Origin of the sequence: Streptomyces sp. NPDC058092 (assembly GCF_042884935.1) — a bacterium.
GTDB lineage: Bacteria > Actinomycetota > Actinomycetes > Streptomycetales > Streptomycetaceae > Streptomyces.
Window position 1 is genome coordinate 24,747 of sequence record NZ_JBHVSY010000010.1, and the last position, 24,517, is coordinate 49,263.

Consider the following 24,517-nt stretch of genomic DNA (forward strand, 5'->3'; position numbering starts at 1 on the left):
GGACAGCACCGCATCCGCCGTGATGCCAGGCCGGGAGCCAGAGGAGCAGAGACGTGACCGAAGCCCGCACCACCCCTCTCGACGACCGCATCCGTTCCGACATCGCCCACAACGCGCGGGTCTGGAACCACTGGCTCGGCGGCAAGGACAACTACCCCGTGGACCGTGCCGTCGGCGACCAGGTCACCGGCATGTATCCGAGCATCGGCGAAGTGGCGCGCGCCGACCGGGCGTTTTTGGGGCGGGCCGTCCGGTATCTCGCCGGTGACGCGGGGATCGGCCAGTTCCTCGACATAGGCACCGGCCTGCCGACCGCAGACAACACGCACGAGGTCGCCCAGCACACCGCCCCCGACTCCCGCATCGTGTACGTCGACAACGACCCGACCGTGCTGGTGCACGCCCGCGCGCTGCTCACCAGCTCACCGGAGGGCGCGACCGAGTACATCGACGCGGACGCGCGCCACCCGGAGCGGATCCTGCGGGCCGTCGAACCGACGCTGGACCTGAAGAAGCCGGTCGCGGTCATGCTGCTGGGCATCCTCAACTTCGTCCTCGACGCCGACGAGGCGCAGCGCATCGTCCGGACCCTGATGGACGCGATGCCGTCCGGCAGCCATCTGGTGCTCACCCATCCCACGCCGGAGCTGGGCGGCGAGGGCAACGAGGCGGCGATGCGGTTCTGGAACGAGAACGCCACCCCGCCGATCACCGCGCGCAGCCGCGCCGAGTTCGCCGCGTTCCTGACGGGGCTCGAACTCGTGGAGCCGGGCATCGTGTCGTGCGCACGCTGGCGCGCCGAGCCCGGGGCGGTGGAGGTCGCCCAGTTCGGCGCGGTGGCGCGGAAGCCGTAATGGACATACGAGGGGTGTGGGCGCGCGCCCGGGAGCTGTGGAACACCGGCCCCTGGGCGACGGACATCGGGGTGGCCCTGCTGGTGCAGGCCGCCGTGTCGATGCCGTGGGTCGTCCCCCGGGATCCCGGTCTGGAGCCGGCGACGGCGACGGCGTATCTGCTGACCACCCTCACCGTGCTGCCGCTGGTGTGGCGGCGCCGGGCGCCGGTGCGCGTACTCCTCGCCGTCTTCGCGGCCCAGGCGCTGTACGGGCTCGCCGTCGACGGCCCCGGACAGACGCTGCCGTACACGGGCCTGGTCGCCCTCTACACCGTGGCGGCGCTCGCACCGTCGCCCAGGCGCCAGGTCCTCGGAGCCCTGACCCTCGCCGTGGTCTTCCCGTCGACCGCGTTCAACACGGGTGAGGCGCGTGAGCTGGTGTTCTCGCTCATCGTCTTCACCGCGGCGTACGCCTTCGGCCGGTTCACCCACACCCGGCAGGCGTACACCCGGGCCGTGGAGGACCGGGCCAGGCAGCTGGAGCTGACGCACCGGATGGAGACGGAACAGGCCGCGGCCCGTGAACGGGCGCGGATCGCACGGGAGATGCACGACATACTGTCCCACGCGGTGAGCCTGATGATCGTGCAGGCGGAGGCAGGTCCGGTGGCGGTCCGTACGGCGCCGGAGCGCGCGGAGGCGGCGTTCGAGGCAATCTCGGAGACGGGCCGGGACGCGATGGTGCAACTGCGCCGGATGCTCGGCGTGCTGCGCGAGAGGGAGGCGGACCCGGAGTCACCGCGCGAGCCCCCGCCCGCACTGGCCTCGTTGCCCGGCCTCGTCGAGCGGGTCTGCGGCAGTGGCCTGGAGGTCTCCTTCGAGGTCATGGGCCCGGCCCGGCCGTTGGCGCTGGACACCGAGGCCGCGGTCCACCGGATCGTGCAGGAGGCCCTGACGAACGTGGTCAGGCACGCCGCCGCCCGGACGGTGTCCGTGCGGCTGGTTCACGGCCCCGGCGAGCTGGTCGTCCGCATCGTCGACGACGGGCGCGGTCCCGGCACGGGGACCGGCGCCGGACTCGGCCTGGTGGGCATCGCCGAACGGGCGGCCGCCCACGGCGGAACGGCCCGCACCGGCCCCGGCCCGAACGGCCGGGGGTTCCGGGTGGAGGTCACCCTGCCCCTAGTAACGTCCCTCGCGGAGGTGGGCAGTTGACGATTCACGTGATGGTGGCCGACGACCAGGAGCTGGTACGCAGCGGCTTCGCGATGATCCTGGACGCACAGCCGGACATCGAGGTCGTCGCGGAGGCCGGTGACGGTGCGCAGGCGGTCGGGGCGGTGCGCCGGCTGAAGCCCGAAGTCGCCCTGCTGGACATCCGGATGCCGGTCATGGACGGGATCGAGGCCTGCCGCACCATCAGCGCGGAGACCGGCTGCCGGACGGTCATGCTCACCACGTTCGACTCCGACGAGTACGTCTACGAGGCACTGCACGCCGGCGCGAGCGGCTTTCTGCTCAAGGACGTCCGCAGGGACGATCTGGTGCACGCGGTACGGGTGGTGGCGGCAGGCGACTCCCTGCTCGCCCCCTCGGTGGCCCGTCGGCTGATCGCCGACTACACCTCCCGCCCCGCTGCCGGTGCCGTCTCCCGCGAACGGCTCGATGTACTGACCGCCCGCGAGCGCGAGACGCTGCTGCATCTGGCCCGCGGTCTGTCGAACGCGGAGATCGCGGCGGCGCTGGTCGTCAGCGAGCACACGGTGAAGACCCATGTGGGCAATGTGCTCGCCAAACTGGGGCTGCGCGACCGCATCCAGGCAGTCATCTGCGCGTACGAGACCGGTCTTGTCGCTCCCTCGCCGGAGGGAGCCGAAGCGCTCCTCTCCCCCGCGCAGGTGAGAAGAACTCCCTCCTGAGACCCCCCGCTCCGGGGATCCGCCGGGGCCCGGCGCTCACCAGGATGGAATCCGACAACAGCGACGGCGCAGCGACTGGGCCGTCATGGATTCCACGCCCCGGAGGCCCACGATGAACGCCCGCACCCGCACCGTCCTCGCCGCCGCCCTGGTCCTCGGTATCGCGGCGGGCCCGGCCGCTCCGGCTCTGGCCGCAGGCGCCCCGAAGCCCGCCGCCACGAGCACCGCGGCACAGGCCCCGGCATACGGCGCCCCGGACGCGAAGGCGCTGGCCGCCGCCATCGCCGGGCTGCCGGACGACACCGCGACGGCCGCGCTGGCACGGCTCTCGGGCACCTCCGGTGCCTGGCGCGGCAGCTCCGGCGTCCATGATCTGAGGTCCGGCAGCCCGGCCGACCCGGATGCCCGGTTCCGGGCGGGTTCGGTGACCAAGGTCTTCACGGCGGCCACGCTGCTCCAGCTCGCCACCGAGAAGAGGGTCGACCTGGACCGGCCGGTGCGGGCCTATCTGCCCGAGCTGATCCCGGCGGCGTACGAGAAGGTCACCGTGCGTCAGTTGCTGAACCACACCAGCGGTCTGCCCTCCGCAGACTTCCCCGGCACGACCGTGGAGGAGTGGTACGAGAACCGCTTCCTGATCCACACCCCGCGCGAGACGGTCGCATCGGCGACGGCGAAGCTGCCGGAGTTCCCGGCCGGGAAGCGCCAGCACTACCTGAACATCAACTACACCGTGGCCGGGCTGCTGATCGAGAGGGTCACCGGCCACACCTACGAGAGCGAGGTCACCCGCCGCATCATCGAGCCGCTCGGTCTGCACGGCACTTCGTACCCCGGCGCCGATCCCTTCATCCACGGCCCGCACAACCACGGCTACCAGACGATGAGGCTCGACGACGGAACGACCGGACTGCGCGATGTGAGCGTCTGGGGCGCGACCGACGGCTGGGCGGCGGGCGACATCATCTCCACCACCGCCGATCTGGAGCGGTTCACCAAGGCCCTGTTCCGCGGCCGGGTGGTGCGCGGGCCGTTGCTGGAGGAGATGTTCACTCTGCCCGAGCCCTCGGTCCGTGACTACGAGTCCGGCGCGCCCGCGGCGTACAGCGCGGGCCTGACCTCGTGGCGGCTGGGCGGCCACGAGGTCTGGGGCAAGACCGGTGGCCGCTGGGGTTACAACGCGGGAATAGGGGGCACCCGCGATCTCTCCCGCACCCTCGTCTACAGCGTGAACTCCACGGACGCGAAGGGGCAGGGCACCAACGGCGTCGTGATGGGCCTGATCGTCAGCGCCTTCGGAGCCCCGGCGCGGGAGTGACTCGGCCGGCCGTCGCGGCGGAGAGCGGTTTTGGTGACGGTGTCTGCGGCAGGGCCTCCAGCCGCTTGATCATGCGGCGTACGACGAGCAGCGGGATCACCCCGAAGACCCCGAACGACATGTCGATGACCGACCACCAGAAGGGGATGTCCCGGATCGGTCCGCAGATCAGGGCGAGCGGGATGATCCCCGCGCAGGCGATCATGCCGAACTCGACGACCCAGATGTTGCGGACCGGGTCTCGGTAGGGGCCGTAGAAGGCGACCGCGATGACGAGGTGCGCGAACGCCAGCCAGTCGGTGCCGTACAGCACGAAGGGGTACTTCGCATCGGCCTCGTCGAGACCGGTGCGGACCCGGGTGATCCACTCCATCAGGGCCGGGAAGTGCTCGGGTACCGGAGAGGCCGAGGACCTCAGCAGGTCCTCGGCCCAGTGGAGTTCGTGGACGAGCGGGAAGGCGGTCAGCCCGCTCAGCGCCAGACAGACGATAAAGACGACCAACCACACGCGGATGCGCCTCAGCAAGGCTCTTCGCCGGCTCATGTCCGCAGCGTACGCCCGTGTTTACCGCCTCTTTACGCCGCCCCCGCAACGGCTCACAGGCCGACGATGGAGTTCCACTTCTTGGCGAACTCGGTGCGCTCCTCGGACGTGATGTCACGGGCGATCGCCAGCCGTCTGCGCATCGCGTCGTCGGGGAAGATCAGCGGGTCCTCGGCGAGGGCGGCGGCCTCCTCGTCCTTGGAGGAGGCCAGCACCTCGCGGGCGGCCGGGACGGGGCAGACGTAGTTGACCCAGGTCGCCAGCTCCGCGGCCACCTCCGGCTCGTAGTAGTAGTCGATGAGCTTCTCGGCGTTGCGCTTGTGGCGGGCGAGGTTGGGGACCAGGAGGGACTCCGCCCAGAGTTCGGCACCCTCCTCGGGCACCACGAACTCGATCTCCGGGTTGTCTGCCTGGAGCTGGATGACATCGCCGGAGTAGGCCTGGCAGGCGAGCACATCGCCGGTCGACAGGTCCTTGATGTAGTCGTTGCCGGTGAAGCGGCGGATGTGCCTCTTCTTCACCAGCTTCTCCACCTGCTCGCACACCTCGTAGAAGTCGTCCCGCTTCCAGCGGGTGATGTCGACGCCGTTGCCCTGCATCAGAAGGGCGAAGGACTCGTCGAGCCCGGACAGCAGCGTCACCTTGCCGCGCAGGTCGTCCGCCCACAGATCGCTCAGGTGCTTGATCTCCCGGCCGAGCTTCTTGCGGTTGTACGCGATGCCGGTGATCCCGGACTGCCAGGGGACGCTGTGCATCCGCCCCTTGTCGAAGGCGGGCGAACGCAGTTGCGGATCCAGGTACTTGGCGACGTTGGGCTGTGCGGCCCGGTCCATCTCCTGCACCCAGCCGAGCCGTACGAACCGGGCGGCCATCCAGTCACTGATGACGATCAGGTCCCGGCCGGTCTCCTGGTGGTTCATCAGGGCCGGGCTGATCTTTCCGAAGAACTCGTCGTTGTCGTTGATCTCCTCGGTGTACGTGACGGAGATCCCGGTGCGCCTGCCGAACGCGTCGAGGGTAGGCCGCTTCGACGTGTTCTCGTCGTCGGTGTCGATGTAGAGGGGCCAGTTCGCGAAGTGCAGGGAACGGTCGCTCGCCGATCTGTCGCGTCCGGTGCGGTCACCGGGCTCCACATAGGCGGCGGGCACTCCGCAGCCGGCCAGTGTGGCACCGGCCGCTGTTGCCCCGAAGGCGCGCAGCAGGGACCGGCGGGTCATGGGGTTCTTCGGGGTCGCTCGCACCTGCGCAGGATGCCGGTCGGGCGACGGTGCGGGCAATGGACCAACCGTCCAGCGGAACCCGCTCCGTCCGCACACCCTGTCGATGCCGTCGCCGATGCCGGTGCCGATGCCGGTGCCGATGCCGAACGGAAACGGCCCCGGACTCATGCCCGGGGCCGCTCACCGCAACTGACGAAGGCTCAGCCGTCGAGCGAGGTCATGACGTGCTTGATCCGGGTGTAGTCCTCGAAGCCGTACGCGGAGAGGTCCTTGCCGTAGCCGGACTTCTTGAATCCGCCGTGCGGCATCTCGGCGACGAGCGGAATGTGGGTGTTGATCCACACGCAGCCGAAGTCGAGGTTCTTGGACATCCGCATGGCGCGGGCGTGGTCCTTGGTCCATACCGAGGAGGCCAGGGCGTACTCGACGCCGTTGGCATACGCGACGGCCTGGGCCTCGTCGGTGAACTTCTGGACGGTGATGACGGGGCCGAAGACCTCGTTCTGGATGATCTCGTCGTCCTGCTGGAGGCCGGAGACGACGGTCGCGGCGTAGAAGTAGCCCTTCTCTCCGACCCGGTGGCCGCCCGCCTCGACCTTGGCGTGGGCGGGGAGGCGGTCGATGAAGCCGCTGACCTGCTTCAGCTGGTTGGCGTTGTTGAGCGGGCCGTACAGCACGTCCTCGTCGTCCGGCTGCCCGGTCTTCGTGTCGGCGGCGGCCTTGGCGAGGGCGGTGACGAACTCGTCGTGGATGGACTCGTGGACCAGGACCCGGGTCGCGGCCGTACAGTCCTGACCCGCGTTGAAGAAGCCCGCGACGGAGATGCCCTCGACGGCCTTGGCGATGTCGGTGTCCTCGAACACGACGACCGGGGCCTTGCCGCCGAGCTCCAGGTGGACCCGCTTGACGTCCTTGGCGGCGGACTCGGCGACCTGCATGCCGGCCCGTACCGAACCGGTGATGGAGGCCATCGCCGGGGTCGGGTGCTCGACCATCGCGCGGCCGGTGTCACGGTCGCCGCAGATGACGTTGAAGACGCCCTTGGGGAGGATCTGACCGATGATCTCGGCGATCAGCACGGTCGACGCCGGAGTGGTGTCGGACGGCTTGATCACGACGGTGTTCCCCGCGGCGAGCGCCGGGGCGAACTTCCACACGGCCATCATCATCGGGTAGTTCCACGGCGCGACCTGGGCGCAGACGCCGACCGGCTCGCGCCGGACGATGGAGGTGAGGCCCTCCATGTACTCGCCTGCCGAGCGGCCTTCGAGCAGCCGTGCCGCGCCCGCGAAGAAGCGGATCTGGTCCACCATCGGCGGGATCTCTTCGGTGCGGGTGAGCTCGATCGGCTTGCCCGTGTTCTCCGACTCGGCGGCGATGAGGTCCTCGGCGCGCTCCTCGAAGGCGTCCGCGATCTTCAGCAGGGCCTTCTGGCGCTCGGCGGGCGTGGCATCGCGCCAGGCGGGGAAAGCGGCCGCGGCGGCTTCCATCGCGGCATCGACATCGGCCTGGCCGGAGAGCGGCGAGGTCGCGTAGACCTCTTCCGTCGCCGGGTTGACCACGTCGATGGTCCGCCCGTCAGCGGCGTCCCGGAACTCTCCGTTGATGTAGTTGCGCAGACGGCGCACCTCGGTGGTCACAACCACCCCTCCTGTCGACACGTCCAGTGGATGAGAAGACCAGCCTAGTCGCTCAGGTGTCGCTTTCGACATGCCCAACCGCCGTGAACTTCGGATTCAGTGAGATCCAGACCCTCAGACAACGAATTTCATTGATCTGGGGTTGCCAGACAGACGAGTCCCGGTGCACAGTGGATGCGTGGCCAGTCGCAGCGCAGACTCCAGGACCGGGAGCGGATCGTCCCCAGCGGTCGATGCCGTGTCCCTCGCAATCATCGAGCAGCTCCAGGAGGACGGACGTCGTCCGTACGCCGCGATCGGCAAGGCCGTCGGCCTCTCCGAGGCGGCCGTACGACAGCGTGTTCAGAAGCTGCTCGACCAGGGCGTGATGCAGATCGTCGCCGTCACGGACCCGCTCACCGTGGGCTTCCGGCGGCAGGCAATGGTCGGGATCAATGTCGAGGGAGACCTCGACCCCGTCGCGGAGGCCCTGTCGGCCATGGCCGAGTGCGAGTACGTGGTGATGACCGCGGGCTCCTTCGACCTGATGGTGGAGATCGTCTGCGAGGACGACGACCACCTGCTGGAAACGATCAACAAACGCATCCGGGCCATCCCCGGCGTGCGCTCCACCGAGAGCTTTGTGTACCTGAAGCTCAAGAAGCAGACCTATATGTGGGGAACCCGATAGCCGTGAGCAAGGACCTCAGCCGAACCGCGTACGACCACCTGTGGATGCATTTCACCCGCATGTCGGACTACGAGAACGCGCCCGTTCCCACCATCGTGCGTGGCGAGGGCACCTACATCTACGACGACCAGGGCAAGCGCTACCTCGACGGCCTCTCCGGCCTGTTCGTGGTCAACGCCGGTCACGGCCGGCACGAGCTCGCCGAGGCGGCGTACAAGCAGGGCCAGGAGCTCGCCTTCTTCCCGGTGTGGTCCTACGCCCACCCGAAGGCCGTCGAGCTGGCCGAGCGGCTCGCCGACTACGCGCCGGGCGACCTCAACAAGGTCTTCTTCACCACCGGTGGCGGCGAGGCCGTCGAGACCGCCTGGAAGCTGGCCAAGCAGTACTTCAAGCTCCAGGGCAAGCCGACCAAGTACAAGGTCATCTCGCGTGCGGTCGCCTACCACGGCACCCCGCAGGGCGCCCTGTCGATCACCGGTCTGCCGGCCCTGAAGGCCCCCTTCGAGCCGCTGGTCCCCGGCGCGCACAAGGTGCCGAACACCAACATCTACCGCGCCACGATCCACGGCGACGACCCGGAGGCCTTCGGCCGCTGGGCCGCCGACCAGATCGAGCAGGAGATCCTCTTCGAGGGCCCGGAGACCGTCGCCGCGGTCTTCCTCGAGCCGGTGCAGAACGCCGGTGGCTGCTTCCCGCCGCCGCCCGGATACTTCCAGCGCGTGCGCGAGATCTGCGACAAGTACGACGTGCTGCTCGTCTCCGACGAGGTCATCTGCGCCTTCGGCCGTCTCGGCACGATGTTCGCCTGCGACAAGTTCGGCTACGTGCCGGACATGATCACCTGCGCCAAGGGCATGACCTCGGGCTACTCCCCGATCGGTGCCTGCATCGTCTCGGACCGCGTCGCCGCGCCGTTCTACGAGGGCGACAACACCTTCCTGCACGGCTACACCTTCGGTGGCCACCCGGTCTCCGCGGCGGTCGGCCTCGCCAACCTCGACATCTTCGAGCGCGAGGGCCTCAACCAGCACGTCCTGGACAACGAGAACGCCTTCTTCACGACGCTGCAGAAGCTGCTCGACCTGCCGATCGTCGGCGACGTCCGCGGCAACGGCTTCTTCTACGGCATCGAGCTGGTGAAGGACAAGGCCACCAAGGAGACCTTCACCGACGAGGAGACCGAGCGCGTCCTGTACGGGTTCCTCTCCAAGGCGCTGTACGACAACGGCCTGTACTGCCGGGCCGACGACCGCGGCGACCCGGTCGTCCAGCTCGCGCCGCCGCTGATTTCCGACCAGTCGACGTTCGACGAGATCGAGGGCATTCTGCGGACCGTCCTCACCGAGGCGTGGACCAAGCTCTGACAGCGGTCCGACCGGCCGGCCGACCACGGACCGGCCGGCCGGTCGCCCCTGTCCGCCCGACGGCCCGGCGGGCCGGGTTCCGTCCTGCGGTGATCCACCGGACGGAACCCGCGGCTTGACCCTCGCTTGACCACCACATGACCGGCTCGCAACGGTCGTTTCATACGGTCCACACGGCCCGGATGCCCCCATTCGAGTGGGAAGGGGCGCACCCGGGCCGTGTGCTGTGCCCACACCGCGGTTCGAATCCTTACGGTGCCGAGTGACCGATCGGCCCCTTCTTCGTTCCCCCGTACGGGGGACGGGAATTTCGATCTGAACCGAGGTGTACGCCATGGTGGCCCCGCCGGACAACGACGTGATCTGGGCACGTTCCCTGCAGCACTCCCACAACGGCTCACCCGCCCTCGGTGGCGTCTCCGTGGGCGTCCGTGACGGCGAGATCCTCGCCGTGACCGGCCCCAGGGGCAGTGGCAAGACGACCCTGCTGCACTGTCTGTCCGGTCAACTGGTGCCCCAGCAGGGCGAGGTGTGGTTCAACAGCGTCCCCGTCCACACCATGGGCCCCCGGCTGCGCGAACGGCTGCGCCGCGACAGGTTCGGCTGGATCGCCCCCGAGCCCCAGCTCGTACCGGAGCTGAACGCCTGGGAGAACGTGGCCCTTCCGCTGCTGCTGCGCGGCACCTCGCACCGGGAGGCGAAGAAGGCCGGCCTGGATTGGCTGGAGCGGCTCGACATCGACGTGTGTGCCAAGAAACGACCGCACGCGCTGCCCCAGGGGCAGCGCCAGCGGATCGCCGTGGCCCGCGCGCTGGCCGCCTCACCCGCAGTGATCTTCGCCGACGAGCCGACCGCGACCCTGCACCGCAACGACCGGGCACATGTGCTGCGCACGCTCACCAGCGCGGCGCGTTCGCACGGCATCACCGTCGTGCTGGCCACCCATGACGCGGAGGTCGCCGCCCTCGCCGACCGTACGGTCCCGCTGCTGGACGGCCGCCTCGTCGCCACCGTCGCCCTGCCCGCCGTATCCGATGCGGAGGGCCGCGCGGCGTGCTCGCTCTCCGTCTAGCCCGGGGTTCCCATCCGCTGGTCCTGATGCGGCGGCTGCTGGTCGCGGCCGCGTCCGCCGGGGTCGGCTTCCTGCTGCTGTGCGCCCTGGGCTACGCGTCGGGGCACCCGGCGCACTCCACCGGGGCCGTGCTGCGCCTGCTGTGGTGCTTCGTGCCGCTCGCCGCCACCGTGCAGTTCGCGGTCGCGGTGGCCCGTACGGACCCGAGCACCCGGCCGCGTTCCGGGCTGTCCGCCGTGGGCCTCGGGCCGGTGAAGCTCACGGTGCTCGCCGCGGTCTCCACGGCCGTCTCCTGCGCCCTCGGGTCGATGGTGGCGCTGCTGTTCTTCCTCCATCTGCGCGGTGATCTGTCCGGGCTGCCGTTCGACGGTGCGGCGGCCGGGCTGCTCGACGCGGACGCCCCGCTGCCGCTCGCGGCGGTGCTCGTGCTGCTGGCCCTGGTCCCGGTGTCCGCGGCGACGGCGAGCGCGCTGGCGCTGCGCACCCGGCCGGTCTCGACGGCGTCCGGGGTCTCGGCGACGGTCGGTGACGACGACTCAGTGGACGCTCTGCCGGAGGACCTGCCGCCCGCGCCGACGGCGCCCCCGACGGGGCTGCCGTGGGGGGTGGCGCTGACCGCGGCCGGCCTCGCCGTCGAGGCGTACATGAGCGGCGGCGACGGGCGCAGCCTGCTCCCGCTCCCCGGCAGGCTCGATGCCACCCCGGTTGGAGTGCTGGCGGGCTGGACGCTGACGGCGATCGGCCTGGCCATGGCAGGACCCGGCCTGGCGTATCTGTGCGGGCGGCTCCTGCAGGCGGTGCGCCCCGGCGCCGTACGCCTGCTGGCCGGCCGGGTGCTGATGAACGAGGCGCGCCGGATCGGTGGGCCGCTCGGTGTGGTCTGCGCGGTGCTCTCGGCGGTGGCCGCCGCCTACGCGCTGTACGGGACGGGGCCGCGCCCCTTCGGCCCGCTCACGGAACTGGGCGCGGTGCTCGTCCTCGGCTGCACGACGGCGACGCTGCTGACCTCGGCGCTGGAGGCCCGGCAGGACCGTACCCGGACGGCGCAGGCGCTGCTGAGGCTCGGCGCCCCCGCCTCGGCGCTCCGGGCCGCGACGGCGCTGCGCGCCGCCGCGCTGCTGATCGTCTTCGCCCCGCTGACCTGGCTGATCGCCCAGCTGGCGGCGCTGCCGCTGACGGCCTGAGGACACCGCCTCCCGACGGCGCCCACGCACCTCGGCCGCTACGTAGCATGACACCGTGGAGAACCCGGACGACAGCAAACCCGTACCCGGTCCGTCGGGACCGTCCGACCCGTCCGGCCCGTCCGGTCCGGAAATCGAGTCGCTCGCCGCATTCGATTCGGCGGTCGCCGCCGGAACGCTGGCCGGACACCGGGTCCAGTCCGTCGACCTCACGGACCGCAGCGCCGCTCTACTGGCCGCCGACACGTCCGGCACGGTCTTCCTCGGCTGCCGGATGGCGCCCGAAGCTGCGGCGAAGGTCCGGGCCGACGGCGCGATCGTCTTCCCGCCGGTGCCCGGGCTGCCCTTCGATCCGTACCGGGGCCTGCTCTACTCCCCCGACGCGCTCTACGAAGGGCTGACGGACGGCGGCTACGCGGCGACGCCCGACGCCCGCGCGTACCGCTGGTTCCAGGAGACCCGGGCGAGCGGCGACGCCTTCGCGTCGATGCTGCGCGCGCTCCACGACGACGCGGTCTCCGACGCGCTGGACGAACACCTCGTCGGCGCCCGCGTCGTCGGGGTGATGGGCGGCCACACCACCGCTCGCGGCAGCGCGTGGTACGCGGCGGCGGCCCGGCTGGGCCGGACGCTGGCCCGGGGCGGCCTGACCGTGGCGACCGGCGGAGGGCCGGGCGCGATGGAGGCCGCGAACCTCGGGGCGTACGCGGCGCCGCATCCCGATCCCATGCTGGACAAGGCCTGCGGGATGCTGACCGCGACCCCCTCGTTCCTCCCGTCGGTCACCGCGTGGGCGCTGGCCGGCTTCGCCGTGCGGGAACGCTGGCCGGGCGGCGGCGGCTCGGTGTCGATCCCCACCTGGTTCTACGGACACGAGCCGCCGAACCCGTTCGCCGACCACATCGCCAAGTACTTCGCCAACGCCCTGCGCGAGGACGGGCTGCTCGCCCGCTCCACGGCAGGCGTGATCTTCCTGCCGGGCGCGGCCGGCACCGTACAGGAGATCTTCGACAACGCGACGCCGAACTACTACGGCTCGCGCGGCGGACCGACCCCGATGGTGCTGGTCGGCAGCACGCACTGGACACGGGAGCTGCCCGCCTGGCCGCTGCTGCGCGCGCTGGCCGACGGCCGGACGATGGGGGCCCGTATCGCGCTCGTCGACACGGTGGACGAGGCGCCCGAGGCACTCGCCCGGTTGTCGGCGGACCCGTGACCGCGAGCCGACCCGTGACCGGAACCGGGTCGGATTCAGCGGGAAGCGAGACGGGCCACCAGCGCGTCGAAGAAGGCCTCCCAGCCGTCCTCGGCCGCCGCGTACTGCTCGGCCGTGAGGTTGCCGCCGCGCTGCGCGAAGACCATTTCGGTGGTCTTGGAACCGCGGTCGGTGAACGTGACGGTGACGGTCTCGCCCTCGATGTCGGCGGGCGCGGTGGCGTCCTTCAGCGTGAACACCAGCCGCTCGGGCGCGACCACCTCGCGGTAGACCCCGTGGAAGGGCATCTCGGTGCCCGGCACCACGATGACCAGGCTCCAGGCGCCGCCCGGCCTGACGTCCATCGAGACCCGGTCGAGCGGAACCTCGGCGTCCCCGCCGTACCAGGCGGCGAAGTGCTCCGGGGTTGTCCACGCCTCGAAGACGCGTTCGCGCGGGGCGTCGAGGATGCGGGTGATGTCGATGCCCTCGCGTGCTGAACCGGTCATTGTTCCCGTCCTTCGATGAGTCGTTCCGGACCTTCCGCGTGTCCCCTCCAGCTTGCACGGACACCACGGGAAACGGCGGGCGGGACCGGCGGACGCCGCTCGGCCGGTCCAGTGAGCGCGGCCACCGCCGGGCCACGCGAGTCCGGTCAGAAGGCAGCGGGCAGGACGACGGTCTCCGCCGCGTCGAAGCCGACCCCGACCGCCGCACCCTCCTCCGGCGCGTCCCGCAGCGCGCACTCCGCCTCCAGCACCGGACCGCCCTCCGGCATCAGCTGTACGGCGACGTGGTTGCCCCGGAACGTACGCGTCCCGACCGTGCAGCGCAGCCCGTCGACCGGAGCACCGATCCGGATCCCGGCGGGGCGCACCAGCAGATCGCACGCCCCCTGCGGCGAGCCCTCGGGCACCGGCACCATGCCCCACACCGTGTCGGCGGCCGTGCCGGTCACCGTCGCCTCGACCACGTTGTCGAAGCCGAGGAACCGGGCGACGAAGGCGGAGGCGGGCCGCTGCCAGACCTCCAGCGGGGTGCCCACCTGGGCGATCCGCCCGTCGCGCATCACCACCACCCGGTCGGCGAGGGCGAACGCCTCGCCCTGGTCGTGGGTGACGGCGAGCACCGTCGTACCCAACCGCCCGAAGAGCGTGCGCAGTTCGACGACGAGCCGTTCACGCAGGCCGCGGTCGAGCTGGCCGAGCGGCTCGTCCAGCATCAGCAGCTTGGGGCGCGGAGCGAGCGCCCTGGCGAGGGCGACACGCTGCTGCTCACCGCCGGACAGCGCGGCGACGGCCCGCCGTTCGGCGCCGGGCAGGCCCACCAGGTCGAGAAGTTCGCCGACCCGGTGCTCCTGATCGCGCCGCGACACCCCGCGCATCCGCAGCCCGAAGGCGACGTTGGCGCCGACGTCCCGGTGCGGGAACAGCTGGTGGTCCTGGAACATCAGGCCGAGACCGCGCCGGTGCACCGGCACCCCCGCCTGGTCCGCGCCGTCCAGCAGCACCCGGCCGCCGTCCGGCGGATGCAGTCCGGCGACCACCCGCAGCAGCGTCGACTTGCCGCTGCCGCTCGGCCCCAGCACGCATACGATCTCGTGCTCGGCGACCTCCAGATCCACCCGGTCGAGCGCCGCACGCTCGCCGAAGCGGACCGTGGCCGATTCCAGTGTCAGCATCTCTAGAACTCCCCGGACCGGTCCGTGCGCATACGTTCGAGCAGCAGCAGCGACACCGCACAGACTGCCATCAGAAGGGTGCTGAGGGCCATCGCCTGGCCGTAGTTGAGCTCCCCGGCCCGGCCCAGCAGCCGGGCCACGGCGACCGGCAGCGTCGGGCGGTCGGGCCGCGCGATGAACACCGTCGCGCCGAACTCACCGAGCGACACCGCGAACGCGAAGCCGGCCGCGACCAGCAACGCGCGTCGTACCAGCGGCAGATCGACCTCCCGCCAGGCCCGCAGCGGTGACGCTCCGAGCACCGCGGCCGCCTCCCTCAACCGACCGTCCACCGCGCGCAGAACCGGCAGCATGGTCCGTACGACGAAGGGCACACCGACCAGCGCCTGGGCGAGCGGCACCAGAATCCACGAAGTACGCAGATCCAGCGGGGGCTTGTCCAGGGTGATCAGGAAACCGAAGCCGACGGTGACCGCGGACACCCCGAGCGGCAGCATCAGCAAGGCGTCGAAGCCGCGCACGAGCCGGCCCGTGCGCCGGGTCAGCGCCGCGGCGGCGAGCCCGCCGATGACCAGCGCGATGGCCGTCGCGACCAGTGCGTACTGAGTTGAGTTCCAGACCGCTTCGAGCGGCGCGACCAGGAACGTACCGCCGCCCGCGTCCACGGACCCCAGGGCGCGGTAGTAGTCGAGGCCGTGGCCGCCGGGCGTGGCCAGCGAGCGCTCCACCAGCACCCCGAGCGGCAGCAGGATCAGCACAAGCACGGACAGCAGCACCCCGCAGAGCAGCGCCCACTGCCCGGCGCCGCGCGGCCTGCGGGCGGTCTGCGCGGGGTCGACCAGTTTCAGCGCGGTCTCCCTGCGCCGTACGGTCCACGCGTGCACGGCGAGGATCGCGCCGACCGCGGCGAACTGCACCAGCGTCAGCACGGCGGCCGTCGGCAGGGCGAGCAGCTGGGCGGTCTGCCGGTAGATCTCCACCTCCAGCGTGGCGTATCCCGGACCGCCGAGGATCTGCACGACGCCGAAGGAGGTGAAGGTGAAGAGAAAGACCATCAACGCGGCAGCGGCCACGGCGGGTGCGAGGGCCGGCAGGGTGACCCGCCGCCAGGCGGCGAACCGCCCGGCGCCCAGCACCCGGGCGGCCTCCTCCTGTCGCGGGTCGAGCTGTGACCACAGCCCGCCCACGGTCCGTACGACCACCGCGTAGTTGAAGAAGACATGGGCGAGCAGAATCGCCCAGACGGTGGTGTCGAGACGTACGCCCCAGAGCTCGTCCATGAACCCGCCGCGTCCCACCAGCGCCAGGAAGGCCGTCCCGACGACGACGGTCGGCAGGACGAACGGCACGGTGACGACCGCCCGCAGCAGTTGTTTGCCGGGGAAGTCGAAGCGGGCGAAGACATAGGCGCCGGGCAGCGCGATCAGCAGGGTCAGCGCGGTCGAGACGAGCGCCTGCCAGGTGGTGAACCAGAGGACGTCGCGGATGTCCGGCCGGGTCAGCACCTCGCCGATCCGGCCGAACTGCCAGACGCCGTCCGCCTTCAGGCCGCGGCCGACAATCGCGGTGACCGGATAGGCGAAGAACAGCGCGAAGAACGCGACGGGCACGGCCATCAGGCCGAGCCGCACCGCGCTCCCGCGCCGCGCCTTCGCGCGCACGAAGTCCGCGTGCCCGGAGCGGCCGCGCGGCTCCTCACCACGCGGCCCGTCCTGGTGCGCACCCGTCCCGCCCGAACTCTTCCCGCCCGCGTCCGTTCCGCGTACGGGGGTCTTCGCTACTTCACTACGAGCGAGGACCACGACTGGACCCACTGCTCACGGTTCTTGGAGATCTTGTCCGGGGCGACGGTCGTCGGCCTGTCCACCGTCGCGCCGAACTTCGTGAAGAGCTCCGGCAGATTCGCGCCCTTGGTGACCGGGTTCACGAACATGTTGAGCGGCATGTCCTCCTGGAACCTCTTGCTGATCAGGAAGTCCAGCAGGGCCTTGCCACCCGCCTCGTTCTTCGCACCGTTCAGCAGCCCCGCGAACTCGATCTGGCGGAAGCAGGTCCCGGTGGCGACCCCGGTCGGGGCCGCAGTGGGCTGCGGCTTCGCGTAGAGCACCTCGACGGGCGGGCTGGAGGCGTACGAGACGACGAGCGGCCGGTCGGCCTTGGCCTTCTTGCCCCCCGCGGAGCCGGAGAACTCCTCGTTGTACGCCTGCTCCCAGCCGTCGACGACCTTGACGCCGTTGCTCTTCAGCTTCTTCCAGTAGTCCTGGTAGCCCTTCTCGCCGTAGGTGGCGACGGTGCCGAGGAGGAAACCGAGGCCGGGCGAGGAGGTCTGGGCGTTCTCGGTGACGAGGAGGTTCTTGTACGCGGGCTTCGTCAGGTCCTCGAAGGACTGCGGCGGCGCGAGCTTCTTGTCGGCGAAGTACTTCTTGTCGTAGTTGACGCAGATGTCGCCGGTGTCGATCGGGGTGACCCGGTGCTCGGTGGCGTCGAGTTGGGTATCGGACGCCACCTGGTCGATGCCCTTCGCCTCGTACGGCGTGAAGAGGCCGCTGTCGAGCGCGCGGGAAAGCAGGGTGTTGTCGACGCCGAAGAACACATCACCGCGCGGGGAACCCTTGGTCAGGATCTCCTGGTTGAGCGCGACACCCGCGTCGCCGCTCTTCAGTACCTTGACGGTGTAGCCGGTCTGCTCGGTGAACTCCTTCAGCACGTCCTTGGAGGCGTTGAAGGAGTCATGGCTGACGAGCGTCACGGTCTTCGAGCCCGAGCTCTTCGTGGAGCCGGAACCGGAGTCCGACGTGTCGGAACTCCCGCATCCGGCAAGTGCGGTGACGCCGAGCGCGGCGGCAACGGCCGTCGCCGCGAGCTGCTTGGTTCTGCGCGTGGTGCTCATTGTGGATTCCTCCTGGGTTTTGGCCAGGAAGAGACGCGGCCCTGCCCACGGGAGGCGGGCAGGGCGCAACAGCATGAGTTGATGACCGAACTTCCTACCTGGAATGACCCGGGCGAGGTTCAGAGGGTCTGCGGCCGACCTGTCCTCGGTGCCGCACTCTCAGCGCTGTGGCGCTCCCCTGTCGGAATATGAAGTTGATTCTATGAAGTTGATTTCAGGCCCAGGTTACACGGGCCGTTCCGGCCTCAGCGCTCGGCTGCAGCCAGCTGCCCGCAGGCCCCGTCGATCTCCTGGCCGCGGGTGTCCCGCACGGTCACCGGCACCCCGTGTGCCGCGATCGCCTCGACGAAGGCCTTCTCGTCCTCGGGCCGCGAGGCGGTCCACTGGGAGCCGGGCGTCGGGTTCAGCGGGATCAGGTTGACGTGCACCCGCCTCCCCTTGAGGAGCCGGCCGAGCCGATCGCCGCGCCAGGCCTGGTCGTTGATGTCCCGGATCAGCGCGTACTCGATGGAGATGCGGCGACCGGACTTCTCCGCGTACTCCCACGCGGCGTCCAGCACCTCACGCACCTTCCACCGCGTGTTCACGGGGACGAGCGTGTCGCGCAGCTCGTCGTCCGGGGCGTGCAGCGAGACGGCGAGACGGCACTTGAAGCCCTCGTCGGCGAAGCGGAGCATCGCGGGCACCAGGCCGACGGTGGAGACGGTGATCCCGCGCTGCGAGAGCCCCAGCCCGTCCGGCTCCGGGTCGGTCAGCCGACGGATCGCGCCGACCACCCGCTTGTAGTTGGCGAGCGGTTCGCCCATGCCCATGAAGACGATGTTGGAGAGCCGTGCCGGGCCCCCCGGGACCTCCCCGTCGCGCAGCGCCCGCATGCCGTCCACGATCTGGTGGACAATCTCGGCGGTCGACAGATTGCGGTCGAGACCGGCCTGTCCCGTGGCGCAGAACGGGCAGTTCATCCCGCATCCCGCCTGTGACGAGATACACATCGTCACCCGCTCCGGGTAGCGCATCAGGACGGACTCGACGAGCGTCCCGTCGTGCAGCTTCCACAGCGTCTTGCGAGTGGTGTCGTCGTCACAACTGATGTGGCGGACCACGGACATCAGATCGGGGAACATCGCCTCGGCGAGCTTGTCCCGCGAACCGGCCGGGATGTTGGTCCACTCGGCCGGGTCGTGCGCGTACCGCGCGAAGTAGTGCTGCGAGAGCTGCTGGGCACGGAACGGCTTCTCGCCGATCGCGGCGACGGCTTCCTTGCGCTCGGCGGGCGTGAGGTCGGCGAGATGCCGCGGCGGCTTCTTGGCTCCGCGGGGCGCGACGAAAGTGAGTTCTCCGGGCTTAGGCATGGTCCATCCAGTGTCGCAGACAGAACAGTGAGGGCCCGCCGCCCTGTGGACAACGGACCCTCACTCGTAAAAGCCCAGGTCAGGAGAGTAGAGCTCGAGGGATCAGCCGGAGCCCACGAACAGCACCAGCAGCAGCCAGACCACCGGGGCGGTCGGCAGCAGCGAGTCCAGCCGGTCCATGATGCCGCCGTGCCCCGGCAGCAGCGTGCCCATGTCCTTGATGCCGAGGTCCCGCTTGATCATCGACTCGCCCAGGTCACCGAGCGTGGCACTGGCCGCGACCGCGAGCCCCAGCAGCAGCCCCTGCCACCAGGAACCGCCGTCGATCAGGAACTGCATGCACAGCGCACCGGCGACCATCGCGAAGGCGACGGCGCCGAACAGACCCTCCCGGGTCTTTCCGGGGCTGATGCGCGGCGCGAGCTTGTGCTTGCCGAAGCGCCAGCCGACGGCGTACGCACCCGTGTCGCTGACCACGGTCAGCAACAGGAAGGTCAGCACCCGCTGCGGCCCGTCGTCCGCGGTCAGGAGCATGGCGACGAACGTGGCCAGGAACGGCACGTAGAACGCGGCGAACACGCCGGCCGTGACGTCCTCGAGGTAGCCCTCCGGGGGCTCGGTCATCCGCCAGACGAGCACCGCGAGGGCGGTGAGCGCCATCGCCACCCAGGCTCCCTCGGCACCCCGTGCGTAGCCGGCCACCACCATCGCCGCGCCACCGACCGCCAGCGGGATGAGCGGCGCCTTGATGTCCTTGCGCTCCTCCAGCCGGGAGGTGAGCTCCCACAGCCCCACGACGACGGCGACGGCGATCACACCGACGAAGACGGCCTTCACGATGAACAGCGAGGCGGCGATGACGGCACCGAGCCCCACACCGACCCCTATGGCGGCTCGCAGATCACGGCCCGCACGCTTCTTCTGCGGGGGAGGCGGCGCGGTGGACATGGGCTCCTGCGGCTTCTCGTCGCGGAACAGGGGGCCGCCGCTCAGGCGTGCGGCCCCCCGGTCCCGGTCATCACGGTCGTCAGCGTCTCTACCTGCGTCGGGAGCGTCCGGCACGATGGGCATGGGCCGAGTCTGCTGGGCGCCATGCACATCGTATGCAGGACCCGCCGGAGCCGCCTGCATCTCGGGCGGACCCCAGTGGCCGGCTCTCTGCGGGGCGCCCCAGGAAGAGTCGTTCATCAGACTTCGAGCAGCTCGGCTTCCTTGTGCTTGAGCAGCTCGTCGACCTGTGCGACGTACTTCGCGGTGGTGTCGTCGAGCTCCTTCTCGGCGCGACGCACCTCGTCCTCGCCGGTCTCCTTGTCCTTGACCAGCTTGTCGAGCGTCTCCTTGGCCTTGCGGCGCACGGCCCGGATGGAGATCTTGGAGTCCTCGGCCTTCGTCTTCGCGACCTTGATGTACTCGCGACGACGCTCCTCGGTGAGGTCCGGGAAGGTCACCCGGATGATATTGCCGTCGTTGCTCGGGTTGACGCCGAGGTCCGAGTCGCGGATGGCCTGTTCGATGTTGCGCAGCGCGGTCTTGTCGAACGGCGTCACGACGGCCATGCGCGGCTCGGGCACCGAGAACGAGGCGAGCTGGTTGATCGGGGTCAGCGCGCCGTAGTAGTCGGCGACGATCTTGTTGAACATCGCCGGGTGGGCACGGCCGGTACGGATCGCGGCGAAGTCCTCCTTCGCAACGACGACGGCCTTCTCCATCTTCTCCTCGGCCTCAAGGAGGGTTTCTTCGATCACCACGTGCTCCTGCGTGTCTTGAGTGGGCCCGGCGTGCTCGGGCCCGGCGGGTCCTGGGTCGCGTCCTCACCTGCACGGTGTCCGACCGGCAGGCCGTTGTCCATCCTTCGGGACCTGTCCCGGGGTGTTCCCCGCAGGCCCCGGGCCCTCCCGTGGCTTCCCGGGAAGGCCCCCCGGTTCTCAGGCCCGGGTGCCCTGGTCACTCACGAGCGTGCCGATCTTCTCACCCTTGACCGCGCGGGCGATATTGCCCGTGGCGGTCAGTTCGAAGACGAGGATCGGCAGCTGGTTGTCACGGCAGAGCGTGATGGCGGTGGCGTCGGCGACCTTGAGATCGCGGGCGAGCACCTCGCTGTACTCGAGGGCGTCGAACTTCACCGCGTCGGGGTTGGTCTTCGGGTCGGAGTCGTAGACCCCGTCCACGCCGTTCTTGCCCATGAGCAGCGCCTGGGCGTCGATCTCCAGGGCGCGCTGGGCGGCGGTGGTGTCGGTGGAGAAGTACGGCATCCCCATACCGGCGCCGAAGATGACGACGCGGCCCTTCTCCAGGTGGCGCACGGCGCGCAGCGGGATGTACGGCTCCGCGACCTGTCCCATGGTGATGGCGGTCTGGACCCGGGAGTCGATGCCCTCCTTCTCCAGGAAGTCCTGGAGAGCCAGGCAGTTCATGACCGTGCCGAGCATGCCCATGTAGTCGGACCGGGCCCGGTCCATGCCGCGCTGCTGGAGTTCGGCACCCCGGAAGAAGTTGCCGCCGCCGATGACAATCGCGATTTCCGCGCCGCCGCGGACGACTGCCGCGATTTCCCGGGCGATGGCGTGTACGACGTCGGGGTCTACACCGAGACCTCCGCCGCCGGCGAACGCTTCTCCGGACAGCTTCAGCATGAAGCGTCCGGGCACCTTGCCGTCCTCGCGCTTGTGGTCACCTTTGGCGGCGTCCGCGCCCTTGTTCATGGAGATTCTCCTCGTGCACATACGAAGAAGGCCATTGCCGGTGGGTCTGGTGTCCCTCAGCGGCAATGGCCTCCTCGTCAGATCTGCGGTCGTACGGCATGAGTGCGGCCGACGACTGCACTGGACCCTAACGGGGTCCACCGTTGTTCGCGGACGGACTCAGATGCCGACCTTGATGCGCGAGAAGCGCTTCAGGGTGACACCGGCCTCGTCCAGAACCTTCTGGACGGACTTCTTGTTGTCCTTGGCGAACGCCTGCTCCAGGACGACGACTTCCTTGAAGAAACCGTTGACGCGACCCTCGACGATCTTCGGAAGGGCGGCCTCCGGCTTACCCTCCTCGCGAGAGGTGGCCTCGGCGACACGACGCTCGTTCTCGACCGTCTCGGCCGGGACCTCGTCGCGGTTGAGGTACTTCGGGGCGAAGGCGGCGATGTGCTGCGCGACGTCCTTGGCGACCTGGGCGTTCTCCTGGTCGAGCTCGACCAGGACACCGACCTGCGGCGGGAGGTCGGGCATCGTGCGGTGCATGTACGCAGCCACGTAACCGCCGGTGAACTGCGCGAAGCGGTCCAGGACGATCTTCTCGCCGAGGTTGGCGTTGGCCTCGTCGACGTACGCCTGGACGGTCTTGCCGGCCTCGATCTCGGAGGCGAGCAGCGCGGCCAGGTCGGCCGGGGAGGTCGCGGCGACGTGGGCGGCGAGCGTGTTCGCGACGGTCTGGAACTTCTCGCCCTTGGCGACGAAGTCCGTCTCGCACTTCAGCTCGAGCAGAACACCGGAGGTCTTGTCCTCGGAGATGAGGGAGACGACGGCACCGTTCTCGGCAGAACGGCCCTCGCGCTTGGCGACGCCCTTCTGACCCTTGATACGGAGCGCCTCGACGGCCTTGTCGACGTTGCCCTCGGCCTCGTCGAGCGCCTTCTTGCAGTCCATCATGCCGGCGCCGGTCAGCTCGCGGAGCTTCTTGACGTCAGCGGCGGTGTAGTTCGCCATGAGTCTGTGTTTCTCTCTCGAAGTCTGAAAGATCTACGGGTGGACGGCGGGGACGGTGCTTGTGGCACCGGCCCCCGCCGTCATTCAGCCGTGACGGAGGCGTCAGGCCTGCTCGGCGTCCGCGGCCGGAGCCTCGGCGGCGGGGGCCTCAGCGGCCGGAGCCTCGGCGGCGGGGGCCTCAGCGGCCGGAGCCTCGGCAGCGGGGGCCTCGGCAGCGGCCTCGGCCGGCGTCTCGGCAGCGTCCGCGACCTTCTCGGTCTCGGCAGAGGTCTGCACCTCGGCGTCGGCCTTCTTGTCGCCCTCGAGCAGGTCGCGCTCCCACTCGGCGAGCGGCTCGCCGGCGGCCTTCTCGCCCGGCTTCGAGTCACCGGTGGCGGCACCGGAACGGGCGATGAGGCCCTCGGCGACGGCGTCGGCGATCACGCGGGTGAGCAGCGTGACGGAGCGGATCGCGTCGTCGTTGCCCGGAATCTTGTAGTCGACCTCGTCGGGGTCGCAGTTGGTGTCGAGGATCGCGACGACCGGGATGTGGAGCTTGCGCGCCTCACCGACGGCGATGTGCTCCTTCTTGGTGTCGACGATCCAGACGGCGCTCGGCACCTTCTGCATCTCGCGGATACCACCGAGGGTCTTCTCCAGCTTGGCCTTCTCGCGGGAGAGAACCAGGAGCTCCTTCTTGGTGAGGCCGGAGGCGGCCACGTCCTCGAAGTCGATGAGCTCGAGCTCCTTCAGACGCTGAAGGCGCTTGTAGACGGTGGAGAAGTTGGTGAGCATGCCACCGAGCCAACGCTGGTTGACGTACGGCATGCCGACGCGCGTCGCCTGCTCGGCGATGGCCTCCTGGGCCTGCTTCTTGGTACCGACGAACATGATGGAGCCGCCGTGGGCGACGGTCTCCTTGACGAACTCGTAGGCGCGGTCGATGTACGACAGCGACTGGAGCAGGTCAATGATGTAGATGCCGTTGCGCTCGGTGAAGATGAAGCGCTTCATCTTCGGGTTCCAGCGACGGGTCTGGTGACCGAAGTGGACGCCGCTTTCCAGCAGCTCCCGCATCGTGACGACGGCCATGGCCGTACTCCTTGAGGTGCTCGGTTGCCGCGACCGCAGGATTGCTGTCGCGCCTGACGCCCCGACGCGCCGTGCCACAAGGGACCGAGGAGCGCGGCCACCGTCCGCAGAGAGGGAGGTGGCGGGGCGTGCGAAGTCGACCCGGTGACCCGGATCGCCATAGGAAGTGTACGGGACGGGCCGGGTGCCGGGTGACGGCGTTGTCCACAACCGGTCGGTAGTCCACAGATCCGGACCATGATCCCCGCGAATCCGCGCGGCGCGGGACCGTTCTGCCATGCGATGCACACCTGATCCGCCCGTTTCCCCTTCCCTTCTCGTGCGCGGACCCCGGCTCGTGCGCGGACCCCGGCTCGTGCGCGGACCCCGGCTCTGCGAGGCCGCGCTCGTGGCGGTGGTGACCGTTCTCGCGACGCTGTGCGGTGTGCCGGTCGCGGCAGCGGCAGGGACGGGGGCCGTGCCTGCCGCCGTGTGGCCGCTTGCCGGGCGGCCCGTGGTCGTACGGGGATGGGAGCCGCCGGCCGACGCCTACGGGCGGGGCCACCGCGGGGTGGATCTCGCCGCGGAGCCGGGCACGGCGGTGCTCGCCGCGGCCTCGGGCCGGGTCTCATTTGCAGGGCGTGTGGCGGGGCGCGGGGTGCTGGCGATCGAGGTGGCCGGGACGGGTGATCCGCCGCAGCGGACCACGTACGAGCCGGTGCGCGCACTGGTCGCGAAGGGCGAGGAGGTGGTGGCGGGACAGGTCGTGGCGGTAATGGAGGCGGGGCCCTTCCACTGCGCGTCGGGCTGTCTGCACTGGGGGCTTCGGCGCAGTGACGCGTATCTGGATCCGTTGTCGCTGCTGCCGCCCGGGCTGCTGCGGCG

At 70.1% G+C, this 24,517-nt stretch carries 22 protein-coding genes, 1 pseudogene and 1 riboswitch; of the genes and pseudogenes, 10 read left to right on the forward strand and 13 right to left on the reverse strand.

The features are described 5' to 3' along the window. The first annotated feature begins 53 nt into the window (after window positions 1-53). From ACFVV1_RS18180 to ACFVV1_RS18195, 4 genes are all read left to right on the forward strand, one after another. Window positions 54-854, forward strand: coding sequence for an SAM-dependent methyltransferase (locus ACFVV1_RS18180; protein ID WP_389990206.1), 801 nt, complete (start codon window positions 54-56; stop codon window positions 852-854). Beyond that, a complete protein-coding gene (locus ACFVV1_RS18185; RefSeq protein WP_389990207.1) occupies window positions 854-2,050 on the forward strand; it encodes a sensor histidine kinase in 1,197 nt (398 codons plus the stop codon). Before ACFVV1_RS18180 ends, ACFVV1_RS18185 begins: the two co-directional genes overlap by 1 nt. After that, window positions 2,047-2,754 (forward strand): response regulator, encoded by a 708-nt coding sequence (locus ACFVV1_RS18190; RefSeq protein WP_389990208.1) that lies wholly within the window; start codon window positions 2,047-2,049, stop codon window positions 2,752-2,754. The genes ACFVV1_RS18185 and ACFVV1_RS18190 overlap by 4 nt, the downstream gene beginning before the upstream one ends. A 112-nt stretch (window positions 2,755-2,866) precedes the next feature. Then, the gene (locus tag ACFVV1_RS18195) at window positions 2,867-4,072 is read left to right on the forward strand and encodes a serine hydrolase domain-containing protein (protein ID WP_389990209.1); all 1,206 of its coding nucleotides are present in this window, start codon (window positions 2,867-2,869) and stop codon (window positions 4,070-4,072) included. On the opposite strand, the gene ACFVV1_RS18200 is transcribed toward ACFVV1_RS18195, so the two are convergent. The 3 genes from ACFVV1_RS18200 to ACFVV1_RS18210 form a co-directional block, all read right to left on the reverse strand. Then, window positions 4,041-4,616 (reverse strand): hypothetical protein, encoded by a 576-nt coding sequence (locus ACFVV1_RS18200; RefSeq protein WP_389990210.1) that lies wholly within the window; start codon window positions 4,614-4,616, stop codon window positions 4,041-4,043. The genes ACFVV1_RS18195 and ACFVV1_RS18200 overlap by 32 nt on opposite strands. A gap of 53 nt (window positions 4,617-4,669) precedes the next feature. Next, window positions 4,670-5,833, reverse strand: coding sequence for a spermidine/putrescine ABC transporter substrate-binding protein (locus ACFVV1_RS18205; RefSeq protein WP_389990473.1), 1,164 nt, complete (start codon window positions 5,831-5,833; stop codon window positions 4,670-4,672). Window positions 5,834-6,036: 203 nt separating this feature from the next. After that, entirely contained in the window at window positions 6,037-7,476 is a 1,440-nt protein-coding gene (locus tag ACFVV1_RS18210; protein WP_389990211.1) for a gamma-aminobutyraldehyde dehydrogenase, read from the reverse strand. Between the two features lie 163 nt (window positions 7,477-7,639). Here ACFVV1_RS18210 and ACFVV1_RS18215 point away from each other — a divergent pair, with 163 nt between their 5' ends. The 5 genes from ACFVV1_RS18215 to ACFVV1_RS18235 all read left to right on the forward strand — a co-directional run bounded on the left by ACFVV1_RS18215 (window position 7,640) and on the right by ACFVV1_RS18235 (window position 12,982). Continuing rightward, the gene (locus tag ACFVV1_RS18215; protein ID WP_266748981.1) at window positions 7,640-8,146 is read left to right on the forward strand and encodes an Lrp/AsnC family transcriptional regulator; all 507 of its coding nucleotides are present in this window, start codon (window positions 7,640-7,642) and stop codon (window positions 8,144-8,146) included. Then, window positions 8,131-9,510, forward strand: coding sequence for an aspartate aminotransferase family protein (locus tag ACFVV1_RS18220; protein ID WP_389990212.1), 1,380 nt, complete (start codon window positions 8,131-8,133; stop codon window positions 9,508-9,510). The genes ACFVV1_RS18215 and ACFVV1_RS18220 overlap by 16 nt, the downstream gene beginning before the upstream one ends. A 334-nt stretch (window positions 9,511-9,844) precedes the next feature. Further along, window positions 9,845-10,582 carry an ABC transporter ATP-binding protein gene (locus ACFVV1_RS18225; protein WP_389990213.1) on the forward strand — a complete coding sequence of 246 codons (738 nt, stop codon included), beginning with the start codon at window positions 9,845-9,847 and terminating at the stop codon, window positions 10,580-10,582. Continuing rightward, complete coding sequence (locus ACFVV1_RS18230) at window positions 10,564-11,766, forward strand: hypothetical protein (protein WP_389990214.1); 1,203 nt, start codon at window positions 10,564-10,566, stop codon at window positions 11,764-11,766. The genes ACFVV1_RS18225 and ACFVV1_RS18230 overlap by 19 nt, the downstream gene beginning before the upstream one ends. A gap of 133 nt (window positions 11,767-11,899) precedes the next feature. Next, window positions 11,900-12,982 (forward strand): LOG family protein, encoded by a 1,083-nt coding sequence (locus tag ACFVV1_RS18235; RefSeq protein WP_389990475.1) that lies wholly within the window; start codon window positions 11,900-11,902, stop codon window positions 12,980-12,982. Between the two features lie 35 nt (window positions 12,983-13,017). On the opposite strand, the gene ACFVV1_RS18240 is transcribed toward ACFVV1_RS18235, so the two are convergent. The 10 genes from ACFVV1_RS18240 to rpsB form a co-directional block, all read right to left on the reverse strand. Continuing rightward, window positions 13,018-13,470: an SRPBCC domain-containing protein gene (locus ACFVV1_RS18240; RefSeq protein ID WP_389990215.1), complete on the reverse strand. Its 453-nt coding sequence runs from the start codon at window positions 13,468-13,470 to the stop codon at window positions 13,018-13,020. Between the two features lie 146 nt (window positions 13,471-13,616). After that, on the reverse strand, window positions 13,617-14,642 hold the full coding sequence (locus ACFVV1_RS18245) for an ABC transporter ATP-binding protein (RefSeq protein WP_389990216.1): 1,026 nt from the start codon (window positions 14,640-14,642) through the stop codon (window positions 13,617-13,619). A 2-nt stretch (window positions 14,643-14,644) separates the two neighbouring features. Then, window positions 14,645-16,258 carry an ABC transporter permease gene (locus tag ACFVV1_RS18250; RefSeq protein ID WP_389990477.1) on the reverse strand — a complete coding sequence of 538 codons (1,614 nt, stop codon included), beginning with the start codon at window positions 16,256-16,258 and terminating at the stop codon, window positions 14,645-14,647. 161 nt (window positions 16,259-16,419) lie between these two features. Beyond that, window positions 16,420-17,532, reverse strand: a complete 1,113-nt coding sequence (locus tag ACFVV1_RS18255; protein ID WP_389990217.1) for a thiamine ABC transporter substrate binding subunit — start codon at window positions 17,530-17,532, stop codon at window positions 16,420-16,422. 73 nt (window positions 17,533-17,605) lie between these two features. After that, window positions 17,606-17,722: riboswitch (TPP riboswitch) on the reverse strand. 55 nt (window positions 17,723-17,777) lie between these two features. Then, the gene (gene rlmN, locus ACFVV1_RS18260; protein ID WP_383751571.1) at window positions 17,778-18,884 is read right to left on the reverse strand and encodes a 23S rRNA (adenine(2503)-C(2))-methyltransferase RlmN; all 1,107 of its coding nucleotides are present in this window, start codon (window positions 18,882-18,884) and stop codon (window positions 17,778-17,780) included. A 102-nt stretch (window positions 18,885-18,986) separates the two neighbouring features. Then, window positions 18,987-20,072: a phosphatidate cytidylyltransferase gene (locus ACFVV1_RS18265; RefSeq protein WP_389990218.1), complete on the reverse strand. Its 1,086-nt coding sequence runs from the start codon at window positions 20,070-20,072 to the stop codon at window positions 18,987-18,989. Beyond that, window positions 20,072-20,629 carry a ribosome recycling factor gene (gene frr / locus ACFVV1_RS18270; protein WP_383751557.1) on the reverse strand — a complete coding sequence of 186 codons (558 nt, stop codon included), beginning with the start codon at window positions 20,627-20,629 and terminating at the stop codon, window positions 20,072-20,074. The genes ACFVV1_RS18265 and frr overlap by 1 nt, the downstream gene beginning before the upstream one ends. Window positions 20,630-20,809: 180 nt before the next feature. After that, window positions 20,810-21,586, reverse strand: coding sequence for a UMP kinase (pyrH, locus tag ACFVV1_RS18275; RefSeq protein ID WP_266748968.1), 777 nt, complete (start codon window positions 21,584-21,586; stop codon window positions 20,810-20,812). 159 nt (window positions 21,587-21,745) lie between these two features. Further along, on the reverse strand, window positions 21,746-22,582 hold the full coding sequence (gene tsf / locus ACFVV1_RS18280; protein ID WP_389990219.1) for a translation elongation factor Ts: 837 nt from the start codon (window positions 22,580-22,582) through the stop codon (window positions 21,746-21,748). Window positions 22,583-22,684: 102 nt separating this feature from the next. Further along, on the reverse strand, window positions 22,685-23,653 hold the full coding sequence (rpsB, locus tag ACFVV1_RS18285; RefSeq protein ID WP_389990220.1) for a 30S ribosomal protein S2: 969 nt from the start codon (window positions 23,651-23,653) through the stop codon (window positions 22,685-22,687). 277 nt (window positions 23,654-23,930) lie between these two features. Between rpsB and ACFVV1_RS18290 the strand changes: the two are divergent. Continuing rightward, window positions 23,931-24,425: pseudogene (locus ACFVV1_RS18290) on the forward strand (peptidoglycan DD-metalloendopeptidase family protein); the annotation flags it as partial. Between the last annotated feature and the right edge of the window lie 92 nt (window positions 24,426-24,517).

Excerpts from the sequence above, each read along its gene's own strand:
- ACFVV1_RS18245 (WP_389990216.1), bottom strand. The coding sequence starts at position 14,642 with ATGCTGACACTGGAATCGGCCACGGTCCGCTTCGGCGAGCGTGCGGCG.
- ACFVV1_RS18265 (WP_389990218.1), bottom strand. The coding sequence starts at position 20,072 with ATGAACGACTCTTCCTGGGGCGCCCCGCAGAGAGCCGGCCACTGGGGT.
- ACFVV1_RS18240 (WP_389990215.1), bottom strand. The coding sequence starts at position 13,470 with ATGACCGGTTCAGCACGCGAGGGCATCGACATCACCCGCATCCTCGAC.
- ACFVV1_RS18255 (WP_389990217.1), bottom strand. The coding sequence starts at position 17,532 with ATGAGCACCACGCGCAGAACCAAGCAGCTCGCGGCGACGGCCGTTGCC.
- pyrH (WP_266748968.1), bottom strand. The coding sequence starts at position 21,586 with ATGAACAAGGGCGCGGACGCCGCCAAAGGTGACCACAAGCGCGAGGAC.
- ACFVV1_RS18205 (WP_389990473.1), bottom strand. The coding sequence starts at position 5,833 with ATGACCCGCCGGTCCCTGCTGCGCGCCTTCGGGGCAACAGCGGCCGGT.
- ACFVV1_RS18225 (WP_389990213.1), top strand. The coding sequence starts at position 9,845 with ATGGTGGCCCCGCCGGACAACGACGTGATCTGGGCACGTTCCCTGCAG.
- ACFVV1_RS18195 (WP_389990209.1), top strand. The coding sequence starts at position 2,867 with ATGAACGCCCGCACCCGCACCGTCCTCGCCGCCGCCCTGGTCCTCGGT.
- ACFVV1_RS18200 (WP_389990210.1), bottom strand. The coding sequence starts at position 4,616 with ATGAGCCGGCGAAGAGCCTTGCTGAGGCGCATCCGCGTGTGGTTGGTC.
- ACFVV1_RS18185 (WP_389990207.1), top strand. The coding sequence starts at position 854 with ATGGACATACGAGGGGTGTGGGCGCGCGCCCGGGAGCTGTGGAACACC.
- rpsB (WP_389990220.1), bottom strand. The coding sequence starts at position 23,653 with ATGGCCGTCGTCACGATGCGGGAGCTGCTGGAAAGCGGCGTCCACTTC.
- rlmN (WP_383751571.1), bottom strand. The coding sequence starts at position 18,884 with ATGCCTAAGCCCGGAGAACTCACTTTCGTCGCGCCCCGCGGAGCCAAG.
- ACFVV1_RS18250 (WP_389990477.1), bottom strand. The coding sequence starts at position 16,258 with ATGGCCGTGCCCGTCGCGTTCTTCGCGCTGTTCTTCGCCTATCCGGTC.
- tsf (WP_389990219.1), bottom strand. The coding sequence starts at position 22,582 with ATGGCGAACTACACCGCCGCTGACGTCAAGAAGCTCCGCGAGCTGACC.